At 41.6% G+C, this 23,409-nt stretch carries 25 protein-coding genes; 14 read left to right on the top strand and 11 right to left on the bottom strand.

What is annotated here, in order from left to right; translation table 11 throughout:
- Positions 1-5: 5 nt before the first annotated feature.
- Positions 6-1,556 (bottom strand): M20/M25/M40 family metallo-hydrolase, encoded by a 1,551-nt coding sequence (locus J4E76_RS10070; protein ID WP_208503745.1) that lies wholly within the window; start codon positions 1,554-1,556, stop codon positions 6-8.
- Positions 1,557-1,635: 79 nt separating this feature from the next.
- On the bottom strand, positions 1,636-2,604 hold the full coding sequence (locus tag J4E76_RS10065; protein ID WP_208503743.1) for a hypothetical protein: 969 nt from the start codon (positions 2,602-2,604) through the stop codon (positions 1,636-1,638).
- A 175-nt stretch (positions 2,605-2,779) separates the two neighbouring features.
- Between J4E76_RS10065 and J4E76_RS10060 the strand changes: the two genes are divergently transcribed.
- From J4E76_RS10060 to J4E76_RS10050, 3 genes are read left to right on the top strand one after another with little or no spacing between them, the layout of a single operon-like run.
- Positions 2,780-3,685: a M20/M25/M40 family metallo-hydrolase gene (locus J4E76_RS10060; protein WP_236017373.1), complete on the top strand. Its 906-nt coding sequence runs from the start codon at positions 2,780-2,782 to the stop codon at positions 3,683-3,685.
- 7 nt (positions 3,686-3,692) lie between these two features.
- Entirely contained in the window at positions 3,693-5,171 is a 1,479-nt protein-coding gene (locus J4E76_RS10055; RefSeq protein WP_208503741.1) for a DUF5687 family protein, read from the top strand.
- Between the two features lie 12 nt (positions 5,172-5,183).
- A complete protein-coding gene (locus J4E76_RS10050; RefSeq protein WP_208503739.1) occupies positions 5,184-5,882 on the top strand; it encodes an ABC transporter ATP-binding protein in 699 nt (232 codons plus the stop codon).
- Here the strand turns inward: J4E76_RS10050 and J4E76_RS10045 are convergent.
- The 4 genes from J4E76_RS10045 to J4E76_RS10030 are packed head-to-tail and all read right to left on the bottom strand — an operon-like array spanning position 5,879 to position 9,399.
- Complete coding sequence (locus tag J4E76_RS10045) at positions 5,879-6,988, bottom strand: 50S ribosomal protein L11 methyltransferase (protein ID WP_208503737.1); 1,110 nt, start codon at positions 6,986-6,988, stop codon at positions 5,879-5,881. The two genes, J4E76_RS10050 and J4E76_RS10045, sit on opposite strands and share 4 nt — an antisense overlap.
- A gap of 17 nt (positions 6,989-7,005) precedes the next feature.
- The gene (locus J4E76_RS10040) at positions 7,006-7,734 is read right to left on the bottom strand and encodes a DJ-1/PfpI family protein (protein ID WP_208503735.1); all 729 of its coding nucleotides are present in this window, start codon (positions 7,732-7,734) and stop codon (positions 7,006-7,008) included.
- Between the two features lies 1 nt (position 7,735).
- A complete protein-coding gene (locus tag J4E76_RS10035; protein WP_208503733.1) occupies positions 7,736-8,986 on the bottom strand; it encodes an amidohydrolase family protein in 1,251 nt (416 codons plus the stop codon).
- Positions 8,983-9,399 (bottom strand): VOC family protein, encoded by a 417-nt coding sequence (locus J4E76_RS10030; protein ID WP_208503731.1) that lies wholly within the window; start codon positions 9,397-9,399, stop codon positions 8,983-8,985. The genes J4E76_RS10035 and J4E76_RS10030 overlap by 4 nt, the downstream gene beginning before the upstream one ends.
- Before the next feature lie 130 nt (positions 9,400-9,529).
- Between J4E76_RS10030 and J4E76_RS10025 the strand changes: the two genes are divergently transcribed.
- From J4E76_RS10025 to J4E76_RS10010, 4 genes are read left to right on the top strand one after another with little or no spacing between them, the layout of a single operon-like run.
- Positions 9,530-11,059 (top strand): sensor histidine kinase, encoded by a 1,530-nt coding sequence (locus J4E76_RS10025; protein ID WP_208503730.1) that lies wholly within the window; start codon positions 9,530-9,532, stop codon positions 11,057-11,059.
- On the top strand, positions 11,056-11,721 hold the full coding sequence (locus tag J4E76_RS10020) for a LytTR family DNA-binding domain-containing protein (RefSeq protein ID WP_208503727.1): 666 nt from the start codon (positions 11,056-11,058) through the stop codon (positions 11,719-11,721). Before J4E76_RS10025 ends, J4E76_RS10020 begins: the two co-directional genes overlap by 4 nt.
- Before the next feature lie 31 nt (positions 11,722-11,752).
- On the top strand, positions 11,753-13,168 hold the full coding sequence (locus J4E76_RS10015) for a pyridoxal-dependent decarboxylase (protein ID WP_208503725.1): 1,416 nt from the start codon (positions 11,753-11,755) through the stop codon (positions 13,166-13,168).
- 17 nt (positions 13,169-13,185) lie between these two features.
- Positions 13,186-13,731 carry a hypothetical protein gene (locus J4E76_RS10010; protein WP_208503724.1) on the top strand — a complete coding sequence of 182 codons (546 nt, stop codon included), beginning with the start codon at positions 13,186-13,188 and terminating at the stop codon, positions 13,729-13,731.
- Here the strand turns inward: J4E76_RS10010 and J4E76_RS21040 are convergent, their stop codons facing one another.
- The gene (locus J4E76_RS21040; RefSeq protein WP_255552052.1) at positions 13,732-13,866 is read right to left on the bottom strand and encodes a hypothetical protein; all 135 of its coding nucleotides are present in this window, start codon (positions 13,864-13,866) and stop codon (positions 13,732-13,734) included.
- Positions 13,867-14,053: 187 nt separating this feature from the next.
- On the opposite strand from J4E76_RS21040, the gene J4E76_RS10005 reads away from it, so the two are divergent.
- Together J4E76_RS10005 and J4E76_RS10000 are read left to right on the top strand one after the other, a co-directional pair.
- Positions 14,054-14,263 (top strand): helix-turn-helix transcriptional regulator, encoded by a 210-nt coding sequence (locus tag J4E76_RS10005; RefSeq protein WP_208503722.1) that lies wholly within the window; start codon positions 14,054-14,056, stop codon positions 14,261-14,263.
- A 74-nt stretch (positions 14,264-14,337) separates the two neighbouring features.
- A complete protein-coding gene (locus tag J4E76_RS10000) occupies positions 14,338-15,366 on the top strand; it encodes a patatin-like phospholipase family protein (protein WP_208503720.1) in 1,029 nt (342 codons plus the stop codon).
- Here J4E76_RS10000 and J4E76_RS09995 read toward each other — a convergent pair.
- Together J4E76_RS09995 and prfA are read right to left on the bottom strand one after the other, a co-directional pair.
- Positions 15,363-15,785 (bottom strand): secondary thiamine-phosphate synthase enzyme YjbQ, encoded by a 423-nt coding sequence (locus tag J4E76_RS09995; protein WP_208503717.1) that lies wholly within the window; start codon positions 15,783-15,785, stop codon positions 15,363-15,365. The genes J4E76_RS10000 and J4E76_RS09995 overlap by 4 nt on opposite strands.
- Entirely contained in the window at positions 15,782-16,855 is a 1,074-nt protein-coding gene (gene prfA, locus J4E76_RS09990) for a peptide chain release factor 1 (RefSeq protein WP_208503715.1), read from the bottom strand. Before prfA ends, J4E76_RS09995 begins: the two co-directional genes overlap by 4 nt.
- A gap of 80 nt (positions 16,856-16,935) precedes the next feature.
- On the opposite strand from prfA, the gene J4E76_RS09985 reads away from it, so the two are divergent.
- Complete coding sequence (locus J4E76_RS09985) at positions 16,936-17,424, top strand: hypothetical protein (protein ID WP_208503713.1); 489 nt, start codon at positions 16,936-16,938, stop codon at positions 17,422-17,424.
- On the opposite strand, the gene J4E76_RS09980 is transcribed toward J4E76_RS09985, so the two are convergent.
- The gene (locus tag J4E76_RS09980; RefSeq protein WP_208503711.1) at positions 17,421-17,984 is read right to left on the bottom strand and encodes a DNA-3-methyladenine glycosylase I; all 564 of its coding nucleotides are present in this window, start codon (positions 17,982-17,984) and stop codon (positions 17,421-17,423) included. The genes J4E76_RS09985 and J4E76_RS09980 overlap by 4 nt on opposite strands.
- Positions 17,985-18,073: 89 nt before the next feature.
- Between J4E76_RS09980 and J4E76_RS09975 the strand changes: the two genes are divergently transcribed.
- Both J4E76_RS09975 and J4E76_RS09970 read left to right on the top strand, forming a co-directional pair.
- On the top strand, positions 18,074-18,757 hold the full coding sequence (locus J4E76_RS09975; RefSeq protein ID WP_208503709.1) for a response regulator transcription factor: 684 nt from the start codon (positions 18,074-18,076) through the stop codon (positions 18,755-18,757).
- A 5-nt stretch (positions 18,758-18,762) separates the two neighbouring features.
- Positions 18,763-20,076, top strand: a complete 1,314-nt coding sequence (locus J4E76_RS09970; protein WP_208503707.1) for a HAMP domain-containing sensor histidine kinase — start codon at positions 18,763-18,765, stop codon at positions 20,074-20,076.
- Here the strand turns inward: J4E76_RS09970 and J4E76_RS09965 are convergent.
- On the bottom strand, positions 20,073-20,831 hold the full coding sequence (locus J4E76_RS09965; RefSeq protein ID WP_208503705.1) for an SDR family NAD(P)-dependent oxidoreductase: 759 nt from the start codon (positions 20,829-20,831) through the stop codon (positions 20,073-20,075). The two genes, J4E76_RS09970 and J4E76_RS09965, sit on opposite strands and share 4 nt — an antisense overlap.
- 152 nt (positions 20,832-20,983) lie before the next feature.
- Between J4E76_RS09965 and J4E76_RS09960 the strand changes: the two genes are divergently transcribed.
- Complete coding sequence (locus tag J4E76_RS09960; protein ID WP_236017397.1) at positions 20,984-22,009, top strand: amidohydrolase family protein; 1,026 nt, start codon at positions 20,984-20,986, stop codon at positions 22,007-22,009.
- 130 nt (positions 22,010-22,139) lie between these two features.
- Entirely contained in the window at positions 22,140-23,405 is a 1,266-nt protein-coding gene (locus J4E76_RS09955) for a hypothetical protein (RefSeq protein WP_208503701.1), read from the top strand.
- Positions 23,406-23,409 lie beyond the last annotated feature (4 nt).

Here is a 23,409-nt window from a genome sequence, read left to right as displayed (position 1 = left end):
GTGGCCTATCTAGACCTATTCAAGTTGTTATCAAAAACCTTTGGCTTCCTTGGCATTTTTTGATCCATATTGGCCGTTTGCATTACCATAGTAGCAATGATCACAGCATTTTTTCTTAGGTCCGCGGCTTGAAGTCTTTCGAACAAATCCATATTGGTATGGTGTGTTCTTGTACCATAGTCAATTGGGTCTTGGATAAACTGAAACCCTGGTAGTCCAATACCATCAAATGCTTGGTGGTCCGTCCCTCCAGTATTTCTAATGGTTACGGTATTAGCTCCCATATCTTCAAATACTGAGAACCAGCTATCGAAAATTGGTCTTACCGCTTCGTTTTGCTGTAAATAAATACCGCGAATAGCACCAGTTCCATTATCCATATTGTAGTAAGCGGAAAACTTCTCATGCGCTTTATTTGGACCTCCATTTTTCATAAAAGTGTTCTGAACATAGTTTCGAGAACCGTAAAGGCCTTGCTCTTCACCACTCCAAAGTGCGATACGAACTGTTCTCTTTAATGGTACACCAGATTCTTTCAAAATTCTGATAGCCTCCATCATTGTAGCCGAACCTGCTGCATTATCTGTTGCACCTGTACCAGCAAACCAAGAGTCCATGTGAGCACCAAGCATTACCACCTCATCTTTAAGGTTTGGATCTGATCCCGGAATCTCTGCAATTACATTATAACCCTTTAAGTCACTGCGATGAAACTCCGTCTTAGTATCTGCTTCAATCATTACAGGCTCACCCTTAATGGCTAGTCTTACCATTCTGTTATAGTGTTCCGGTGCAATTTCCATTTCAGGAAGTGCATTTGGATCTCTTCGGGCACCATTAGATGTGAAGAAAGTTCCTTGTCCTCCACCTCTATGCGTATTGAGTACCATTTTTACGCCCTCATCTTTAAATAACTGATAAGCCGCATTTCTAAGGTTAGCTCTTCTTCTGAACTCAGAGACTCTTCTTTGTGTAAAGTCTCCATTAGCATTGCTGACTCTAGAGGACGTCATTCCCTCTAGCTCGTCATCGGTCCATCTTTTGGCATCAGCTTCAAAAGTTGTTCGTGCCTCAATGCTAGTTGGCAGCATAACCACTTTACCCGCCAGCTTACCTTTATACTCTGTCAAATCAGCTTCATTCTGAATGTTGACGTAGACTACTTCTGCTTGGATTTGACCATTGGTTCCTGGAGTCCATGCTTTCGGTATGCCGATAATCGCTTGATAGTAAGGAGCAGTCATCGCGAGATACGATTTCTTTACGTCCCAACCCGGACCAAACTCTCCCCATGCTTCAACCTTAACATTTGAAAGGCCCCATTCCTTCATTTCTGCTGAAGTCCAATCGTAGGCTTTCTTAAGGCCAGAAGACCCTGTAAGTCTTGGCCCAATTCGATCGGTCAAATTCCAGGCGATATCCATCACCTGACTATTATTCAACCCTTCATCTTTGATTTTATAAACTGCGTTGTAGTCGACTTCCGTGTTTTGGAAGGCCATCGCGCTAGTGCCCACAAAAAATAGGCAAGCAAAAAGTATACTTAGCTTCTTCATTTTTTCATTGGTTTTCCTAAATATAAGAAGGACAAGAATGAAGCGCTCAGAAATTTAGACGTGTGGAGAATATGTGGGATTAGTTCGATTTTTCTTGGATAACCTTATTCATCTGAGCCAAAAAAGTGCTCAATGCTTGGCTCCAATCGGTGGAAGCATCCCATTCCTTACCCACATAAATGTTATTATTTCTCAGGTCATTGAGGTAGAACTTATGAATGATTCTACCTGTGGGTTTCGGTCTGTCAGGAAAAGGCAACCACTCGTAAACACGGTCATCGGTTCCACTAACAAACATCAGTTCATACTGAAAACCTTCCTGTCTCAAGGCTTGATTGGTCTTTGCCGCATCCTTGTAGAAAATATTGTTGGTACTATCAGTTACCAATGCTTGAATAGCGTAGTCACGATCCCGAATGCCTTGAATGAATTCATCCCGAGCATAGAAATTCTCATATCGAAATGAAGCAGGACCTATTTGATCAAAAAGCGCGAGATCGAGCGCCTGCACTGATACTTTAAATTCTGCCAGCCTTGGAGGAATACTCTTTGCAACAATGCCCAAACTTACCTCGGGAAAGAAAAACTCGGGTGATTCATTAACCAATAGGTTATCGCGATATACCGCCCCCGTCTTAAAGTAGGTATTCAATTCGCTGGCCACACTTTCCAGTTTTGAAGCAGACCTAGTCCAGAAAACACTGCTCTTATCAAAAAAGGAAGGTTTTCCGTTATAGGGGCCCATGGCAATAAATATGGGTGAGTCTTCATCCTTAGCGGCAAAAAGGATCACATTCTGAATTTCTCGTTGATTCAAATAAGTCGGAATCTCTAAAACCTTGTTAGGAATGGAAAAGAGTGACTCTACTTGTATGTACGCTACAGCATCTATTCCTTCTTCAGCCAAAAATTGCTGCAGTTCATCCACCAAAATCATCCACTCGTTCTGTTCAGCGACCTCAGGCACAGAAAGTAACACAATTGACTTAGTACTTAGAATATTTTCGGGAGGATATAAGGCTTGATTAAGCTGAAGCTTTTCAAGCATTTGATTGGTCTCTGACTGACTATTGGCAGAATGCCAAAGGCAAATGAAGACAAAAAAGTACGCTAACTTCTGTATAAATGGTCGCAAGACTTCGTTTCGTATTGATTAAGTTTATGAAAGTTAATTAAACCACAACCGAAAAGGATTTCATCAACTTTCGACAACCCTAGTAACGATGCAAAGGTATTCAAATTTCATTGCCCTATTTATTCTCGCCCTGATCATTTCCCTGCCTGCCACAGCTCAGATAGATCGTCTCGACTCTGAATATATGCTGGATGACCTAAGAAGGCTTTCTCATGACGCGGCTCAGGGCCGAAGAACTGGGACTCCCGGAGCAGAAGCTGCCAGACGATTTATTGTAGGTCAAATGAAGGATGTTAAAGCAAGAAGTCTTAACAAAGGCTATTTGCATCCTTTCACCTTTAAGAATAGGGCTGGAGAAGAGATCGAAGGCGTGAATGTGATTGGTTATGTCCGAGGACGCGAAGAAACTGCTTTTGTAATTACAGCACATTACGATCATCTGGGCGTACGCGATAGCGTGGTTTATAATGGGGCTGATGATAACGCCTCTGGGGTCGCAGCACTACTTGCCATGATGGAGTATTTTAGAGCGAACAAGCCTCGCCACACGCTGGTTTTTGCTGCGCTGGATGGTGAAGAAATGGGCTTACAAGGAGCAAAAGCCTTTCTGGAAGATGAGCGTATTCCCTTGGAGAACATTGTGTTGAATATCAACATGGATATGATCAGCATAAACGATAAAAATGAGCTTTATGTAGCAGGAACGCATCATTATCCTAACCTGAAACCCATCATTGAAAAAATTGACCCTCAACCTCTGAATCTTAAACTAGGCCATGACTCGCCTGACCTTGGTAATGATGACTGGACAGGTCAATCTGATCATGGAGCATTCCATAAAAAAGGCATTCCGTTTCTATACTTTGGTGTTGAAGATCATCAACATTACCACAAACCAACTGATGATTTCGAGAATGTAAATCAAGAATTCTATGTCAGAGCAGCACACGCAATATTGGATTGTATTTTGGCACTAGACACCTCACTCAACTGATATAAATATGATTCAAACCTTTATTAGTCACGCTTGGAAAGAGAGTTTCCGGTCACCAATTTGGGCGAAGAATCTACTAGCCAACATTTTTCTTGGGTTTGTAGGGGTTATGCTAATGGTCTACGCCATCATGGCCGGTGTAGGAATAGCCTTTGGCTTAGAGGAAGTGGTCCCAGGTAAGGACCCTGTTGAGCTCATCAACAGTCTGCTGCTCTATTACTTCTTCTTTGAGTTCATGATCCGATTCTTTCTACAAAATGTACCTGTATTAAGTATTCAGCCTTACTTACATCTACCTATCAAAAAGAGTCAGTTTTTGCATTTCATGCTTAGAAAAAGTCAGGTCAGTGTATTTAACCTTTTGGCCATTTTTCTTTTTGCCCCTACGGCAATTGTAAGAGTTGGTCGGGAATACGGAGCGCTTACAGGCTTATTATGGCTAGTGATGATCATTGGGATGGTCTTTACCATACATTTCCTGGGCATTCTTTTCAAAAAGAAACTCAATGATATGCCCAACCTTTTGTTGGGTATGGTAATCATCTTTGCAGCCCTCGGAGCTCTGGATTATTTCCAAATTGTATCATTTTCAATGATCTCGGATAAGCTGTTTGGTGCCGTTTTAGCACAGCCAGCTTTTGCAGCAATACCTGTTGCGCTGTGGTTACTCTTCTATAGGCTGAACTATATCTACCTATCAAAGAACACTTATCCGGAAGAAATCTCTACCAAAAAGAATAAAACGCGAGTCTCGGGAGATTTTGCATTCCTCAAAAGGTTTGGGAGAATTGGTGAGCTCATCGCCCTAGAACTTAAGCTGATTATAAGACACAAAAGACCAAGAAACACATTGGTTATGAGCGGGCTACTCCTCTTTTATGGATTAATCTTTTACACCCAAGACATCTACATGGAAGAGATGAGTGGCATCTTTCTGCTGGCAGGAATCTTTGTAACAGGTGCGTTCTTTATCAACCACGGTCAATTTTTACTGAGTTGGGAAAGTGGCTACTTCGATTTTGTTCTAATTCGAAAAATGAACTTAAGGCAATACTTCGAGGCGAAATACTATATGTTCGTGACGGCATGCACTATCGCCTTTGTAGCCTCTTTGGGCTATGCCTATTTCGGAGTCGAAATCATCTTGTTCAACCTTGCCGCTTATCTCTTTAATATTGGTGTGAATATTCCTTTCGTGATGCGCATCGCTATGTTTAACCCTAAGAAAATTGACCTCAATAAAGGAGCGGCATTCAACTATGAAGGTGTAGGAGCGGCACAATTTCTTATTGCCATACCGGTGCTGGGTTTACCATACTTGTTCTATGGTCCATTATTAGCCTTTGGTTATGGGACTTACGGTTTGCTTCTGGTCGCCCTTATCGGCTTGATAGGCTTCCTACTCAGAAATAAGGTGATAGATTATATTACCAAATCGTTCACTGAAAACAGACACAAAATCGCTGCGGGCTTCCGTGCACAATAAATGAATTCAATTATGATTGACGTTAAAGAGCTTTCGAAGACATACAAAGGTGTTGAAGTGGTTAATATCCCTGAGCTGTCCATTGGTAAAGGGGAGAGTTTTGGCCTTGTGGGTAACAATGGGGCAGGAAAAACTACTTTCTTTAGAATGATCCTGGATTTGATAAGGCCCACTAAAGGAGCTGTCACCTCCAAAGGAGTAGACGTTCGATCATCAGAAGATTGGAAGTTTTATACAGGTTCATTTCTTGATGAGTCTTTCTTAATTGACTATCTCACACCAGATGAGTATTTTGAGTTTGTAGGTTCACTTCACAACTACTCTCCTGGTGATATGAAAGAGTTTTTAGGCCAGTTCGAAGCCTTGTTCAATGACGAGATTGTTGGCAAGAAAAAGTATATCCGAGACCTGTCTAAGGGTAATCAAAAGAAGGTGGGGATTGCAGCAGCATTAATGGGTAGCCCGGAAGTAATTCTACTAGATGAGCCTTTTGCTAACCTAGATCCAACTACCCAAATTAGGTTGAAAAACTTACTTAAGGACTGGAAAGAAAACCACCAGCTTACTATGTTGATTTCTAGTCATGATCTCAACCATGTGACGGAAGTCTGTGAAAGAATTGTCCTTCTAGAAAAAGGATTGATCAAACAAGACATCGCTACCAGCGCTTCCACGCTCACTGATTTGGAAGAATACTTCGCTACTTACTAAGGAAGCCTAAACCTTACCATCCAGTCGCTATAGAGCGCATTTATCTTTATGCGATCACCTTGGGTGACATCTTTTGGTTGCTCAAAGTAGTATATAGCTTGAAGCCAATGGTCTAGCTCGCCTCCCGGTCCAGATGAATAAGTGTCTTCTTCATCCATATGTAAATCGAACCAAAAAGCTACCGCCTGAAGTTGACCACTTTCAATACATTTAGGCTCAAGGGTATCAATTTCCGGTTTGTTAAAGTCGATCTCATAATCGTTGACATCATTGAAATCATAGGCCCTCAAGTCAAACACTTCACTTAGGGGTTTGTATTCTTGAATTGCAAGATTTAACGGGGTATATGTATCCGAAACCCTGAACTCATCAAAGATGGAAAGATCAAAACCCGATATACTTTTGATAGGGTTAACTTGGTGAAGCTTTGGGATTTCAATTAACTGTGCCTTAAGGGAAATTCCGGCAGGAATAATTCTGACGTTCTTGGTTGCCACTTCCTCTTTGGCCTGTCTCAATGTAGGTAAGACGCCTTCGCCTAAACCACCTGAATCCAGAATTTCACAGATGATTAAATCAAACTTTTCATTATAATCCTCTCCCTGCTCTAAGTGGCTCGACCGCTTGTTGATAACTTTGATGCTGTCTCCAAACCCATTAGCGTCAACAATTCTCTTTGCTGCTCTAAATAAACCCTCGTGCTCTTCACAGGCTATTATTTCTTTTGCACCACATCGAGCCGCCATCATAGACAGCAAGCCAGACCCCGTCCCAATGTCAAGTATTCTTGTCTTTCTGTTTGTGTGCTTTTTTATCGCCTTCTCGAATGCATCGTTCCTGTTGGTATCCGCCAACATAGTAAAGTGCCACCTAGGAACACTTTCACTTCTTAACTCCTCAAGCGCATTTTTCGCTTGAGAATTATCGGGTTCGAAGAGAAGAATATGCTCATAGACTTTTTCTGCCTCCTCTGGTTTTTTCTGTTTTATGAATAAATCAGCTAGGGAAATGAGATCATCAATATTTTCAGGAGAAATACCGAACTCGTGTTCCCAATTCTCAGCAGGAGACTTACGCTGCTTCTCTTGTTCTTCCTCGTCACTCATCGACCCTGTCTCCGCCATTAAGGCAAAATGCTCTTAATCTCTCCAACCTTCCAATCAATCACCAAGCCCTTTGCTACCCCTTTGGCCTTTTGCTTTCCATAGAGATACTCGACCAGATATAGAGCAGGATCATATGATTTAGCCCCTCCAGATGAGGTAATCGCCTTTCCGTCATGAACAAAGCTCACATCTTCATAAATGTCCAGATCAGGGAAACGCTTTCTCATTTTAGCTATATCGCTCGGAAAAGTCGTGCACTTCACATTGTCCAAAAGCCCTGCTTGAGCTAGGATAAACGCACCATCACATAATGACATTACAAACTGGGCTTTTGCGCCTTTCTCTTTGACAAACGAGATCAAGACTTCATCCTCCAGATCAGAATCCATATTGTGCTCCGCACTCGGAACTACTAAAACATCAATCTCTGGCACATTCTCGAAGCTATAGTGCGGAGTAACAGTAATGCCCTCGAAAGTGACAATAGGTTCGAGGGTTGGTGAAACAATAAATGTTTTCATGCCCGGGTCAGTGTGAAAGATTGTGTGTTGAAAAATATCGTAAGGCGCCATCAGTTCAGAGTTGTAAACTCCATTAATCGCCAAAAAACCAACATTCAAGACTTTTGTCGGAGCATTCTCTGGTTTGTGAATTTCTAAACTTGTCTGCACAACTTCTTTCGAATCCTTTTCAACTCCACAAGCCGACAAGAACACTATTAAGCCTAAAAAGTAAACTTTCTTCATATCAATTTCTTTTGTAAATCACTCCATTCTTCATCACCAGGTTCACTTTTCTCAAATTAGAGATGTCGTTCAAGGGGTTCCCTTCAACCACAATGATATCAGCCAAAAACCCTTCCTTTATTTGTCCTAGACGATCTAAGTGGAACATGTCAGCATTAAGAGATGTAGCTGATTCCAATGACGCTTGGCTGCTCATCCCATAGCCAACCATCATCTCCAGTTCCCTAACGTTATCACCATGTGTAAATACGCCAACATCTCCTCCAAAAACTATCTTGACTCCTGCATCAAGAGCCATTTTGAAAGACTTTCTCTTATTCACAATTCTGGTTGGTTCCGGATCAACATCTTTATTCCAGCCACCATATTGTGTTATAGCGTCACCTGCTGCTAGTGTAGGACAAAAACCAATCCCCTCCTTAGCCATTAATGCGAATAATTCAGGAGTTCCGCCATCTCCATGTTCTATGGTTTCAACTCCAGCTTCTATCGCCCTGCGCATACCTTCAGGGGAAGAGGCATGAGCAACGACATAACGTCCGCTACTCTCGGCAATCTCTACTATGGTTTTGAGTTCGGCCACTGTAAAAGTAGCCTCAGCAGTTCTATTAGGTCCCCAGCGATAATCAGCATATACCTTTATAAAGTCAGCTCCGTGCCCAATTTGGTCTCTAGTCACTTTGATCAAGTCATCAAATCCATCTGCCGTTTCTGCGCCTAATGGCACTTGTACGCCCTCATGAAAGCCTTTAGGGCCGTAACTTCCTGTTGCAACAATTGCTTTACCGGCTACCAGAAGTCTAGGTCCAGGAATTACTCCTTTTTGCACGGCCTGCTTCATGCCAACATCTGTGTAACCTGCACCTTCAGAGCCTAGATCTCGCATAGTGGTTACACCAGCCATCAGTGATGCCCTTAAATGATTCACGGCCCGGGCTGATCTTTCAGCCCAAGATTCTTTAAGTACCTGATCGTTCCAAGAGGTTTCGTTGTAAGGGTGTAGTAAAATGTGAGAGTGACCTTCAATTAAGCCTGGCATTAAAGTCATACCCTTGAGTTTTATCGACTCTCCTGCCTTTATATTTCTGTCTGGCCCCGCATAGGTAATTTCATTTCCTTTTACAGCCACCACCCAATTATCGTGCATGGTCACTCCATCGAACACTCTATCTGGTTTTAACAAAAAGTCTACCTGTGCATGACCAAAGAGAGGTAAGCATAGTATTAGCAGGAACAAAATGGGCTTTCTCATTTGGCAAACATTTGAGATGGGTCTCTAAACGACTTAAATTCTAATGCATTTCCGCTAGGGTCTAGAAAAAACATAGTTGCCTGTTCGCCCACTTCCCCTTCGAACCGAATATAAGGCTCGATAATAAAGTCCGTACTTACTTCTTTGAGTTTATCTGCCAATCCATGCCATTGGTCCCATTCCAAAACAGCCCCAAAGTGCCTAACCGGTACATTCTTTCCATCCACAGCATTTGTGTGTGCAGCGACAAGCTCCTCTGGTTTTACATGTGCACTGAGTTGGTTGCCAAAGAAGTTAAAGTCGATCCACTTGTCCGTAGAGCGGCCAATTTCGCAACCTAAAAGTCCCCCGTAGAACTCTCGCGTTGATTCGATATCCTTAATAGGAAATGCTAAATGAAAAGGAGAAGTCATTGTCTTTAATTTTAAGACAAATTGATCATTTCTAGTTTCGGGTGCAACCGATTTTTATATTCCATCACATTCTTGTGGTACTTGGTCACATTTAATTGTTGACTGGTGAACCGAGTGTTATGATTGGAGCATGAAACACATTAAACTGATTCGATTTACATATCTATTCATAATACTGATATTCCTTGGTCAGAAACTCTATTTTTTCGCAGGTTCTGTCGGCCAACAAGTAATATTAAACTCATTAAATGCTTTTGGAGATAAGGCACTAGCCGTAGACCATCATACCAACTTTTTGATTCAAAAAATAGTTAACTACTTAGTTTACATTGGGGTCATAATCTATGCCTATAAGTCCCTATTCCCTCAACTCACTATTCAGAAAAAATGGTCATTAGCTTTTCCAACAACAATGGTCATCTCTATTATTATTGGAGTGATCATGGCCTATATAGGCAGAGCCATTAATCCAGCACTCTTTCTATCCCCTTTTAGTGGAAAAGTTGCCGCTTCCTCAATATCAATGTTTGAACACTTGATTATAAGCAATGTCCTCGGGACAATGCATGCTTTTGGTATTGCAACGGTTCTGCTGAGCGTAGAAGACTTCATTCGACAACAGAAAAATCAAACCACACGGATAAACTGGTCATTTTGGCTCAGTTTAGGACTTATCTATTTCGTCCTTTCCCTTGTTTTGGCAACACGGGCGTTTGGGGGTCTATCAGGTCTGCTGCTAACTTTTACACCAACAGCAGCATTAATAGCCGTATTAATGACATTTTCATCTTACGTTTTCACCTCCACATTCCTCATCGAGTCAAAGGTGCACCTAAGAAGTCTTGGAGCCAAGGCCACACATTTCCTATTGCCATCTATTGGTTTGGTTGGAATTGTTGTGTTCAAATATAGTCATAGCATAGGTTTTGGAGATCTATGGCTTTTATCCGGCTGGAGAATAGCAATTAATTCATTTCTATTTCTATCCCCTATTCCAGCATTCGTAAGCTTTTTAGCCTTTCGATTCAACCTATCAAACGTGAAGTCTGATCAAGGTCTGCGAAAAGGCCTAGAAGTAAAGAAAACGGAACTCTCTTTACTCAAATCTCAAATCAACCCACACTTTCTATTCAATTCTCTCAATACCGTATATGGTTTGGCGCTAGAAGAGCAAAGCCCAAAAGCGGCAGAAGGCATTCAGAAGCTGAGTGATATGATGCGCTTTATGTTGCAAGAAAATACAGTTGAACACATTCCTTTAGAGCGAGAAATCAAATACATCAATGACTACATAGATTTTCAAACGCTACGAATAGCAGATAGGGAAAATATTCAATTAGAGATTAATATTAGTGATCGTTGCAAGGGTGAGATTGCTCCCATGCTTTTAATTCCAATGATTGAAAATGCGTTTAAACATGGCATAAGTTTAGAAAAATACTCTTGGATTAACTTAGCATTGAAATGTCAAAACGATGAAGTACACCTTAACATTAAAAACAGTATGCATCAAAAAATTGGAGGCAACTCTGAAGAAAGCGGTATTGGGCTAGAGAATGTTAGGCAGCGTCTGAAAATTCTTTATCCTAACAAACACCTTTTCCTTCTAATAGAAAGCGAAGAGCAGTTTGAAGCCATCATCAAAATAACATTGTCATGATCAAAGCCATTGCCATAGATGATGAGCCTGTAGCGCTCAAGGTTATTGAGAATCACGCAGCACGAATTCCGTACCTAAGCTTGCAAGCTTCTTTTACCAATGCCTTCGATGCACTTAGCCATCTCAATGCAAACAAGGTTGATTTGGTTTTTTTAGACATCAACATGCCAGACATCTCGGGCTTAGAGTTTTTAAAAAGCCTCACCACGAAGCCTAATGTAATTTTTACTACAGCCTATTCTGAATATGCCGTTGAGAGTTATGAACTAGAGGCGGCTGATTATCTACTAAAGCCTTTTGACTTCGGGCGATTTTTAAAGGCAGTAAACAAGGTGGCTGACTTGACTTCGGAAGAGAGTAAAGACCATCTATTTCTCAAAAGTGGCTATGAACACATTCGAATTGACAAAGCTCGTCTAAGGTACATCAAAGGTGATGGAAACTATGTTGGGTTCTATACAGTGGACCAAAAGATTCTTTGCCGCATGAAAATGTCTGAGGCAGAAGAGTTGCTGCCTAACGATACTTTCCTCAAAGTACATCGCTCATACGTTGTAAACAGGACTGAAATCACAAAGGTGGAAAAGCATCAAGTTCATTTAAAAGATGAAATCATTCCTATCAGCCAAACCTATTATGAGAGACTGATATCTCAGCTTTAGTTTCTTAAATTGGGCTTTCTAAAAAATGCCCATGAACACCAAAGACTTCCGAAAGCATGCCCATGAATTAGTCGACTGGATGGCTGACTATTTCGAGAATGTAGAAGACTACCCTGTCTTGCCTGACATCCAACCGGGCGACATTTTTAAGCAAATCCCCACAGAAGCTCCAAAGACACCAGAGTCTTTTGAGGCCATCTTTAAAGACTTCAAGGATGTCATTATGCCCGGAATTACCCATTGGGAAAGTCCGAACTTTATGGCCTACTTTCCAGCCAATAAGAGCAAAGCCTCTGTTCTGGCCGAAATGCTCATGAGCACTTTGGGTTCGCAATGCATGATTTGGCTAACCTCTCCAGCTGCAGCTGAACTAGAAGAAAGTGTGATGAATTGGGTACGTGATATGCTCGGTTTATCCAAGTCATTCACCGGTGTAATTCAAGATACGGCCTCCACGGCAACACTTTGTGCCATACTTACTGCAAGGGAACGAGCTACAGGATATGCGGTGAACGAAAAGGGTTTCCAAGAACAGAAATTCACCGTCTATGCCTCATCAGAGATCCACTCTTCCATTGAAAAGGCAGTGAAAATCGCGGGTATTGGAGCTGCCCAATTCAGACCGATAGCAGTTGATGAGAATTTTGCCATGAGGGCAGAAGTATTATCCAACACCATTGAAGAAGACATTGCGAAAGGATTTACTCCTATATGTGTGGTTTCAGCAATCGGCACCACAAGTACTACTGCGATTGACCCCATTGCCGCAATCAGCAAGATTTGCCAGACACATAAGGTTTGGCATCATGTAGATGCCGCTTATGCCGGCACGGCATTGGTACTTCCAGAAATGCGATGGATGTCAGAGGGTGTTGAAGAAGCTGACTCATTCGTTTTTAACCCACACAAATGGATGTTCACAAATTTCGATTGTACGGCTTATTATGTGAAAGATCCCGTTGCACTGGTCAATACTTTTACGATCACCCCTGACTATTTGAAAACCTCTGTCGATGGCGAAGTCAAAAACTATCGGGATTGGGGAATTCCCTTAGGCCGAAGGTTCCGGGCCTTAAAACTGTGGTTTGTTATCCGAGAAATGGGTGTAGAAGGGATTCAATCAACCATTAGAAAACATATTACCCTCGGAAAATGGTTGGCTAATGAGATCATAGCACATCCTGATTTCGAACTAATGGCTCCTGTACCGTTAAACACTGTCTGTTTTAGGTTTACTTCCGGCCCAGAAGACCAGCTTGATCAAATTAACGAGCAGATTATGACAAGTATCAACAAATCAGGTAAGCTCTTTTTTACCCAGACCAAGCTTTATGATCAGTTCACTTTGAGGCTTTCATTTGGTAATACTAACCTAGAAGCCTACCATGTGGAAAATGCCTGGCAACTGATCCGAGAGACAGCCTCCAAACTCAAACAACCTCAATGACATTGGGTTAGTACATTATGAGCAGAGGCTTTGCTTTATGTGTCGCAATATTACTCACCACAGGCTGCAACCCTGATAAGCAGACTAAGGTCGATCAAGACAAAATTGTCTTTGCCACGGATGATGCGTCCAGACTGTTCTTCAAAAATGTGAGGAAGATTTATTATGAGCTTGAGGTGATGGAGGCTGCAAAGCTCGATGTCTATCGCCATAAGCAAAGAGAACTTTCAACGGACGTTCCAGTAATCAATCTGGCTATAGTTGACAACTGGAGATATGATGAAGCATACTTGCTATTAGAGCCAAACGAATTAATTGGTACTCAGGGTGAACTAGCCGTTCAGTGGGAATTGGGAGCGGAGAGAGGTAAAATCGTTTTTAGACCTGGAAACAAAGCAGCTCAAGTTGCCTTCGCAGACAAAGTATACCATCGATTACAGCTGGGCTGCAGCTTTAAGATTCAGATAAACGATACTTGGATTCCTTTCCTTGACTCAGACAAGTCGAGAGAAGCTTTCAGGATAACAATGTTTGACTATTACAGGCTAGTCAAACGCATTTGATTAATGCTCTTCCTTCTTCTTTTTGCCCTTGAAAATGGCATCGTGCTGGCTTAGTGCACCTACAAAACCTATTAGGATTACAACAATCCAAAGAAACGTATTTGCGCCAGAAGCAATTGGTGGATCAAACAACATAGTTCTTACTATTTAGGCCACAAAGATAGAGCAAATCTCAAATGTTGAGTAGTGCTTCACAGTTTTTTAACAGCACTGTAACAATAAAGTATAATTAGGGTATAAAATGTAATAAAAAGTTAACCCCACATACCCAAAGAAGCATCGCATTTAGCTCTATTTTCGTGTGTCCAAAAGTTCCATAAGGATGAAGAGTATTTTAAAGGAAGAACGTAAGAGAAGAAAGATTACTCAAGAGCAGCTGGCACAAATGGTTGGAGTTTCTAGACAGAGCATCAATGCCATAGAAAGAGGGAAATACACTCCATCAACCGTGTTATCGCTCAAGATTTCAGAAATCTTTAACACCTCCGTCAATAAGCTCTTTGAATTGGAAGCATCAGATTACCAACCTTAAGAGCTTTCCATTTACCGTATTTTCTGTAATTTAATATGTCAACCTTATTGGCATTCAAACACATACAGAAAACTATGGACAAAAAGATCAAGATTTTATCAATTGATGGTGGTGGAATTCGCGGAATCATTCCAGGAACCATTCTCCACTACATCGAAACCGAAATCCAAAAACGCCCAGGACAGGAAAACTCTCAACTCGCTGATCACTTTGACCTCATAGCGGGTACAAGTACAGGTGGCATTCTTACCTGTACCTACTTGGTACCAGATGAGAGTGGTAAGTCTAAATACTCCACTGAATTCGCGTTGAATATCTACCTGAAAACTGGGCCTGACATTTTTAGCAGAAGCTTTTGGCAAAAGGTTAAAACGCTTGACGGTATCGCAGGAGCAAAATATTCTGCCGATACCATCGAAAAAGAACTTGATCAATACTTTGGCGACCACTGGATCGCAGATTTGAGAAGGCCCTGTATCATAACCTCATACGACATTACCAACCGCAAAACGGTTTTTTTCAACAAGCTTGACGGTGTCGACAACCCTGTCAGAAATTACAAGGTGAGAGATATCACACGGGCAACTTCGGCCGCTCCTACCTACTTCGAGCCAGCTCATATTAGCTCTGAAAACGGTACTATTTCTACACTAGTTGATGGTGGTGTTTTTGCAAACAATCCTGCACTCTGCGCTTATTCGGAGGCTAGGACCCTAGACTTTAGCAAATTAGACACTCCAACGGATACTCCTTTCCCTTCGGCCAAAGACATGATGATCTTATCGATTGGTACAGGTACAGTCAAGGAGAGTTATCATTACGACAAGGCCAAGAAATGGGGTGCAATCGGATGGATAAAACCAGTGATTGATATTATGATGTCTGGTAACTCAGAAACCGTGGACTATCAACTGGGGCAAATCTTCAATGCCACTGACAGTGGGGATTATTACCATAGGATTCAACCCGGTCTTGGAGAAGCTAATTCTCAAATGGATGATGTTTCGGAACAGAACCTAAAAGCATTGCATCAGGCTGGCCTGCAATACGTTGCTGCCAATCAGGATAAACTTGATGCTATCGTTGATCAAATACTTTCTTAGGTCCCGTGTAAGGTAAGTACCAAATGACGACTGCCACCTTGGTTTCGGTGCTCGCATAAGTATACGCCTTGCCAAGTACCCAGATTTAAACGACCATTGGTGACAGGGATTGTCACAGAGGAACCTAGTAAGGACGCTTTGATATGAGAAGTCATATCATCGGGTCCTTCAAAGGTATGCTGGTAATGATTTTCTTCTTCTGAAACTAGAAGGTTAAAGTGTGTTTCGAAGTCTTCTCTGACCGTAGGGTCGGCATTTTCGTTGATGGTCAGGCTCGCAGAAGTATGTTTAATATGGACGTGTAGCAACCCCTGGTGGATCTGATCTAACTCTGGTAAAATGGATACAATGTCCCGGGTAATCAAATGAAAACCCCTAGGGTGAGGCCTCAGTGTAAGCTCTTTTTGAAAGTACTTCATTCCAAGCTTCCGTCTTGAAGCTTGTCTGCGTTTTCGGCTATACGAAGATTCTCAATAAAATCTGCAAGTTGGCCATCCATAACGGTTGGAAGGTTATGCACTGAGTAACTTATACGGTGATCAGTCACTCTTCCTTGTGGATAGTTGTAGGTCCTGATTTTGTCCGAGCGATCACCACTGCCCACCAATGACTTTCGGTCGCTTGCAATTTCATCTTGCTGTTTCTTCAGTTCCTTTTCATAAAGCCGAGAACGAAGTACCTGCAGCGCCTTATCATAATTTTTGTGCTGAGAACGACCATCCTGACACTCTACCACGGTATTGGTTGGCAAGTGCGTAAGCCGAACTGCTGATTCAGTCTTGTTTACGTGCTGACCACCCGCTCCTGAGCTACGATAGGTGTCTTTTTTAACATCCTTCATATTGAGCTCGAAGTCGACCTCGTCCACTTCAGGAAGGACCGCTACAGATGCAGCAGAGGTATGAACTCTGCCTTGGGACTCTGTTACTGGTACACGTTGAACTCGGTGTACACCAGACTCAAACTTTAAGGAACCATAGACATCATCGCCTGAAACCCCAAAGACAATTTCTTTGAAGCCGCCAGAAGATGCCTCACTCAAACTGATTAATTCTTTGCTCCAACCTTTAGTTTCTATAAACCGATCGTACATCCTATAGAGGTCTCCAGCGAAAATTGCAGCTTCATCACCGCCAGCACCAGCACGAATCTCCATAATCACATCTTTCTGATCATCTGGATCTTTTGGAATCAGTAATACTTTGATTTCCGCCTCAAGTGTTTCTTCTCTTGGTACCAGTTCATCGAGTTCCATTTTAGCCATTTCTCGAAACTCTTCATCCTTTTCAGTTTGAAGCACCTCTTTGGCAGAAGCAATGTTGTCAATGACATTTTGATACTCGTCATAAACCTTTACGATTTTCTCTAAATCCTTGTACTCCTTGCTCAGTTTAGAATAGGCTTTCATATCGGACATGGCATCTGGCTGTACAAGCAGTTGGCCTACTTCTTCAAATCTGTCCTTAATGGCTACAAGTTTTTCAATCATTCCGAATCGGTTTAGTCTCCAAAATTAAAAAACAATAGCAATCCCTTATACATTTGTATACCATTCCATAAAAACGAAGAATGAAAAAGCTGTTGATTCTTATTGTACTTCCACTCATCACCATTTCATGTGGAGACCAAAAGATAGATACCACTCAAGCACGTGAAGAAATGGAAGACCGCGAGATCAAAGTGGTTTCTGAGGCAGAGATCATTGAGAGGGCAATGGAAATTGGTAACATAATCTCAAAAGACTTTTCCATTGATGTTATTCCTCAGCCTAATACTGAAACCCACGTAATTAACACTGACTTTGGTACTGATTCTGTCTATCAAAAACATAGATACTTCTTCGATGATCCAGGAGACCTTAGCGGCAAACCACTCCAGGTTTTTGAAGCTTATCGGTACAACCGAGAAAATGATTTAAGGTCTGAACCTAATGTTCAAAAACTAGATGATGGCAGAATGCTTTACTACACTACACCCATGTATTCAGATACGGTGATGGTGGGCATGTGGGCAATCGAAATTCCCCGTAAGAAGGTGGTATTAAGCATAAAAAATTAGACCTCCTTATACCGGAAACAGTCTTTGACATGATCATTGACTAGACCACAGGCCTGCATATAGGCATACATTATGGTACTCCCGACAAACTTAAAGCCCCTTTTCTCTAGGTCTTTACTCATTTTATCAGATTCTGCTGTTGTTGCCGGAACCTCAGCCATTGACTCCCATTGGTTCACAATGGGCTTACCATCAACGAATGACCAAATGTATTTGTCGAAAGAGCCAAACTCTTCTTGAACCTTAAGAAAGTTCTGCGCATTGGTCACAGCACTTTTTACCTTAAGTCGATTTCTAATAATCGCTGAGTCCAATAGTATTTGCTCCATTTCTGCCTCGCTGTAATTGGCCACTATCTCTGGGTCAAAACCCGAAAACACCCTTCGATAACCTGCTCTCTTCTTTAAAATTGTCGACCAATTCAAGCCTGCTTGTGCCCCTTCAAGAATTAAAAACTCAAAATGGATTCTATCATCATGGACAGGAACACCCCATTCCTCGTCATGATATTTGATATAATCTTCAAAAGAACCTTCGCACCAGCTACATCTTGTTTTCATGCCTTCAAATTAAGAAACATTAATCTTTAGTAAGGCTAATTTCGGTTCTTGATTCTTAAGTTTGATTAGAAACCATTCGAAATGCTCTGATGAGGATATTGCTTATTGAAGACGAAGCAAAGCTAGCCGTCTTGGTAAAAAACGGATTAGAAAAAGCCGGACATTCTATCAGTGTGGCCTCAAATGCGTTTGAAGGAATAGCTCAGGTGACAGCCGAAAAATTCGATTTAATTTTACTGGATATTATGCTTCCCGATAAGAATGGTTTTGACCTGCTAAAAGAGCTTCGAAGTTCGGAAATTGACACTCCAGTAATCTTTATGAGTGCACTAGCCGAAAGTGAGCACGTTATTAAAGGGCTTGATCTGGGAGCGGTAGACTATGTCAAAAAACCTTTTGACTTCGAGGAACTGAAAGCACGTATCAGAAATGTTCAAAGAAAATTTGGGTCAGACAGAGTTTCACTCTTAAGGATAGAAGATCTTGAAATGGACTTAATTAAACGTGAAGTGTCTCGGGCTGGCGACAGCATAGAATTAAGCAAAAGAGAATTTTCAATACTTGAGTTACTATTAAATAATACGAATAGACCTATCTCCAAAGCTGAGATAACGGAAAAAATCTGGAAGATAAATTTCGACATGGGTACCAACGTTATTGAGGTGCATATGCATCAGCTCAGAAAAAAGATCGACCAAGCATTTGATCGAAAGCTTATTGAAACAAAGGTTGGTGAAGGATATTTAATCGCAGGAGAATTAATAAAAAATTGAGGTATTTGAAGTTCTTTCGAAGCATTCAATTCAAAATTGCTGCATCATTCTTTGTGGTATTTATGGTCATCACGACCATTTTTAATGTAAACTCCTTTCAAACGGTAAGAAAAAGCCTTGTCACGGCTCACCATGAAAAGCTCACTGTGCAGACACAAAGAATTCTGGATCAGATCACCAGCGATAGTGTCCCTACCCTAAATCAAGACGTATACGCGTATCAAGTTTGGAACAGCTCCCTTGATGAGAGCCATATGACATCTGATAGAGGTAATTTTCCCTCGAGCTTTCAGCAGAGCGTCAACCTTCTTCTTCCAGAATCATACGTCAGTAACCTAGAACCACCAGCAGTGCTGGAAATTGATGACTTCACCTTCTGCATAATTGAGAGATATTCCTCTGCCGATCACTTATCCAAAACAAACCTTGTGGCCGCATCAAAAAATGTAGCATTATATGCTCAGATTGAGTCCATTAAAAAGTCTCTACTCTACAATTACCTCATTGCAGCCCTAATAGCCTGCGTTACAGTAATTCTTATATCTGGTCTTGTGCTTAAGCCCATTAAATCCCTCATATCAAAAGCTCAGGGTATAAAGGCCTCCGAAACAATGGATCGACTCCCTGTCTCAGGTGCTCACGATGAGTTAACAGACCTATCTAAAACTATAAATGAAATGATTGAGAGGATAGAGACATCTATTAAAGATCAAGGGCAGTTTTTTGCCTCTGCATCTCACGAGTTGAGAACCCCATTGGCCAATATGCTCTCTGAACTTGATTTGAAGATAGCTGATGCTGATCTCAAATCAGATAAAAAGTCCTTTGAGAGTTTTAGAAATGAAGTCATCAGGCTTAGTCACTTGGTTGAGGACTTCCTCCTAATGAGTCAACTCAAGGCCGATACTCTAACTATTCACAAAACACAATTTCGCTTAGATGACCTCCTCTACGATGTTCTAGAAAAAATGAACCCCCTGATTGCTGAAAATGCATTCGACATCAGTTTAAACATAGGCCCACTCTCAAAAGCTGAAGTCAATGGTGACAAGTCCAAAATGGAAAGTATACTTGTCAATTTGATTCAAAATGCCGCTATGTACGGCAGCAACTCAAAACCCATTGGAATTAGTCAAAATGTCCTTAACGAATCAATAGAGCTTACTATTATAAATCAAGTAGACTTCAAGAAGCAAAGAAATAGCGGCAATAAACTAGGTCTTTGGATTTGTGGAAAACTGGCAGAAAAGCAAGGGTTCAATTTTAAGAGTACAGATGAAGATGGCATCTTCACCGCAACTGTCACTATACCCATCTAGTGCACATAGCTCCCTGCGTTAATATCAATAGTAGTACCGGTGGCATGGTCTGCCAAGCCGCTAGCCAATAACACAACCATAGGTGCTAGGTTCTTAGGTTCTGTCAATTCAGTAAGAGCTATATCATCTAATGCAAAAGACTCACCATATTGATCCATAAAATCTTGGGCCATATCCGTTCGCACAAAACCTGGCGCAATATTGAATGCCTTTATATTCTGTTTTCCACAATGACGTGCTATAGATCTGGTCAATGATGGTATCGCTCCCTTTGAGGCCCCATAGGCCAGATAGTCCATAGTATCTCCCCTAAAGGCAGCACGCGAGGAAATATTTATTATTCTGCCTCCTCCATTGGGGCCGAAGTGTTCTATGGCCTTTTTACACAATAAGCCTGTGGCACGTGTATTCACGGCAAAAGTTTTCTCCCAATCAGCCAACCAATCTGTATCGTCCACTCCAATATCAGATGATATAGCTATTCCCGCATTATTTATCAGCACGTCTATTCTTCCGTAATGATTAATTACTTGTTCAAACAATGATATAGTTGATGAGGCTTGTTCCAAGCTTGCTTGAAACGGCTTAGCTCCATTCCCAAGGCTCTGGCATAAGGCTTCGGCAATTTCTTGACTTGAGTTATAATGAACTGCAACGGTGGCATTGGCTCCTGCCAGGCCCTCACAGATCGCTTTCCCAATTCCTCGAGAGCCTCCAGTAACCAAGACTACTTTTCCTTTTAAAGAAATCTCCATGTTTAAATGCTTTTGGTCGAATAAATTACATCCTTAATCCCGCTTAAAAAACATTGTGGAATCAAATACGATTAATTCCTCAAACGCTACTGATTATGAAAAGACACCATCTATTAATTATCGGCTGTTTCTTGATTGCCCAGCAATCACTGATGGCTCAAATCACTTTTGAAGAATATGATCCGCCATCAACACTAGTAGTTCCTGAAAACCCGATTTCAAACGCCAAATTCCCATTTATAGATGTCCATAGTCATCAGTGGCGTATGGGAGAGCGAGACCTTAATAAACTTGCTTCTGAAATGGATGGCCTCAATATGGGGCTTATGGTCAACCTATCTGGTGGTAGCGGAAAAGCTGTGGTAGATGCCATCAAAAACATTAAAGACAACCAACCTCAACGATTCATCATTTTCGCAAATGCCAATTTCAATAATATTGACGATGACTGGGGGCCGAGAGCTGCCGCTCAGTTAGAAAGAGACTACAATCAGGGCGCTAGAGGACTAAAGATCTTCAAGAGCCTCGGTTTTTCTGTTAAAGATAAAGATGGCAACCGTGTGGCCGTAGATGACGCTCGATTAGATCCATTATGGGCTAAATGTGGGGAACTTGGAATACCCGTTTTAATTCATACAGCCGATCCCAAGCAGTTTTGGGAGCCTTTTGATGCCAACAATGAACGCTGGCTTGAATTAAAGACTCGCCCAAGGCGCAAAAGAGAAAATGACGACCCTGCTCCCTGGACTACCATGATAGAGGAGCAGCATAATGTATTTAAAAAGCACTCCAATACTACCTTTATCGCTGCTCACATGGGCTGGTATGCCAATGATCTTAACCATTTGGCTGAGTTACTAGACGAGATGCCAAATATGATGGTAGAGATCGGTGCAGTAATTGCTGAGCTGGGTAGGCAGCCAAGGTTTGCGAAGGCGTTTTTAGAAAAGTATCAAACACGCGTACTCTTTGGCAAGGACGCATACAACCCTGATGAATACCCGACTTACTTTAGAGTGTTGGAGTCAGAAGACGAGTACTTTCCGTATTACAAGCGATATCATGCTTTCTGGAGAATGTATGGCTTGGGCCTATCGGATGAGGTACTGAAAAGCATATACTATAAGAATGCTTTGCGCATTATCCCTGGAATTGACGCAAGTGCCTTTCCTGATTAACTAAAAACTCAGTCGTTAATTTTCCCGATTCAGAAATATGAAAGCCCTAGTCTGGCCTGATCCGCTTCAAATTAGACAACTCTGCTGCTACGTTTGTAGTATGCAAAAACAGAATCAAATAAGTCAAACCATGATAAGACGGATATTGCTGTTTGTAGGAATAGGCATAGGCTTGTTAATCATTGCCAATGAATCCAAGGCCCAAAAAAATGTAGCCATATATGGTAAAGTAACAACCGTAAGTGGGGATAAATATACCGGAGCAATAAGATGGGGCGGGAGTAATTCGCAAAAGGCGGAGTTATTCTGGGTAGAACTTTTTAACGGTACAAAGACATCTAATGACTTCATGAGCTTCCTCTCGAAGTCAGAAATCAAAGAACTTAGTGGCAGGGAAGAGAGTGATTCATGGTTATCTCTTGATTTAGGTGTGCTCAGTATATGGGAAGACAAATTCTCTAGAACACAACACGAATTCAAAGCCCGGTTCGGAGATATCAAATCTATTGAACCGCTAAGAAGAGACCGGGCCAAGGTTACCTTAAAGAACAATGTGGCTCTCGAAATCACAGGTAGTAATAGTGAAGACTTTGGAGCAACCATCGTAGTAATGGATTTTGAGCTTGGAGAGATTAAGTTGTCTTGGAGCAGGATTGATAAAGTGGAATTTATGGCTGCGCCTGATGGTTTTGACGAAATTTTCGGCAAGCCTATTTATGGCGTTGTCGATGCAGGAAGAAAAGGAACCTTCAAGGGTCTCATCGCTTGGGATAATGATGAGAGGCTTATGACGGATATTCTTGACGGCAAAGATCGCGATGGCGATAAAAAGATACCGTTTCGAAGTATTCAGAAAATTGCAAAAAACAGAAATGGCGTTGACCTAACGCTCCGTTCTGGTAGAACACTTTTCCTAACTGGCAGTAATGACGTGAATCAAGAAAACAGAGGCGTGGTTGTCTACGACCCAGATTATGGCCTAGTAAAAGTGGGCTGGCGTGATTTTGTCGATTTAGAGATAGATGATGACGAAAGCACAAGCATGGACTATAATGATTTTCCTGTTTCAAAAGGAATTAATGCCACCGTGGTCACCATTGACGGAGATGAGTTTAAGGGCCTTGTAGCTTTCGACTTAGACGAAGCCTGGGAGTTCGAAATCCTAGATGCCAATGATGACAGAGTAGAATACCAAATACCGTTCAGAAACATCAAAAGCATCATTCCAAAAAACTCTAACTACTCTATGGTAGAGATGAAAAACGGTGAAAGACTATTACTAGGAGATCATCGTGATGTGAGTAGCGATAATGCCGGGGTGCTTGTCTTTGTTTCCAAATCTGGAGACCCAGAATATATCAGATGGTCAAAGATCGATGAGATCATTTTTGATTAAATTG

The sequence above is a fragment of the Roseivirga sp. E12 genome, from assembly GCF_017592825.1.
In the GTDB taxonomy this organism is placed as follows: domain Bacteria; phylum Bacteroidota; class Bacteroidia; order Cytophagales; family Cyclobacteriaceae; genus Roseivirga.
Note: the sequence above shows the minus strand (reverse complement) of the source record. Positions and strands in the feature narration are given on the sequence as shown.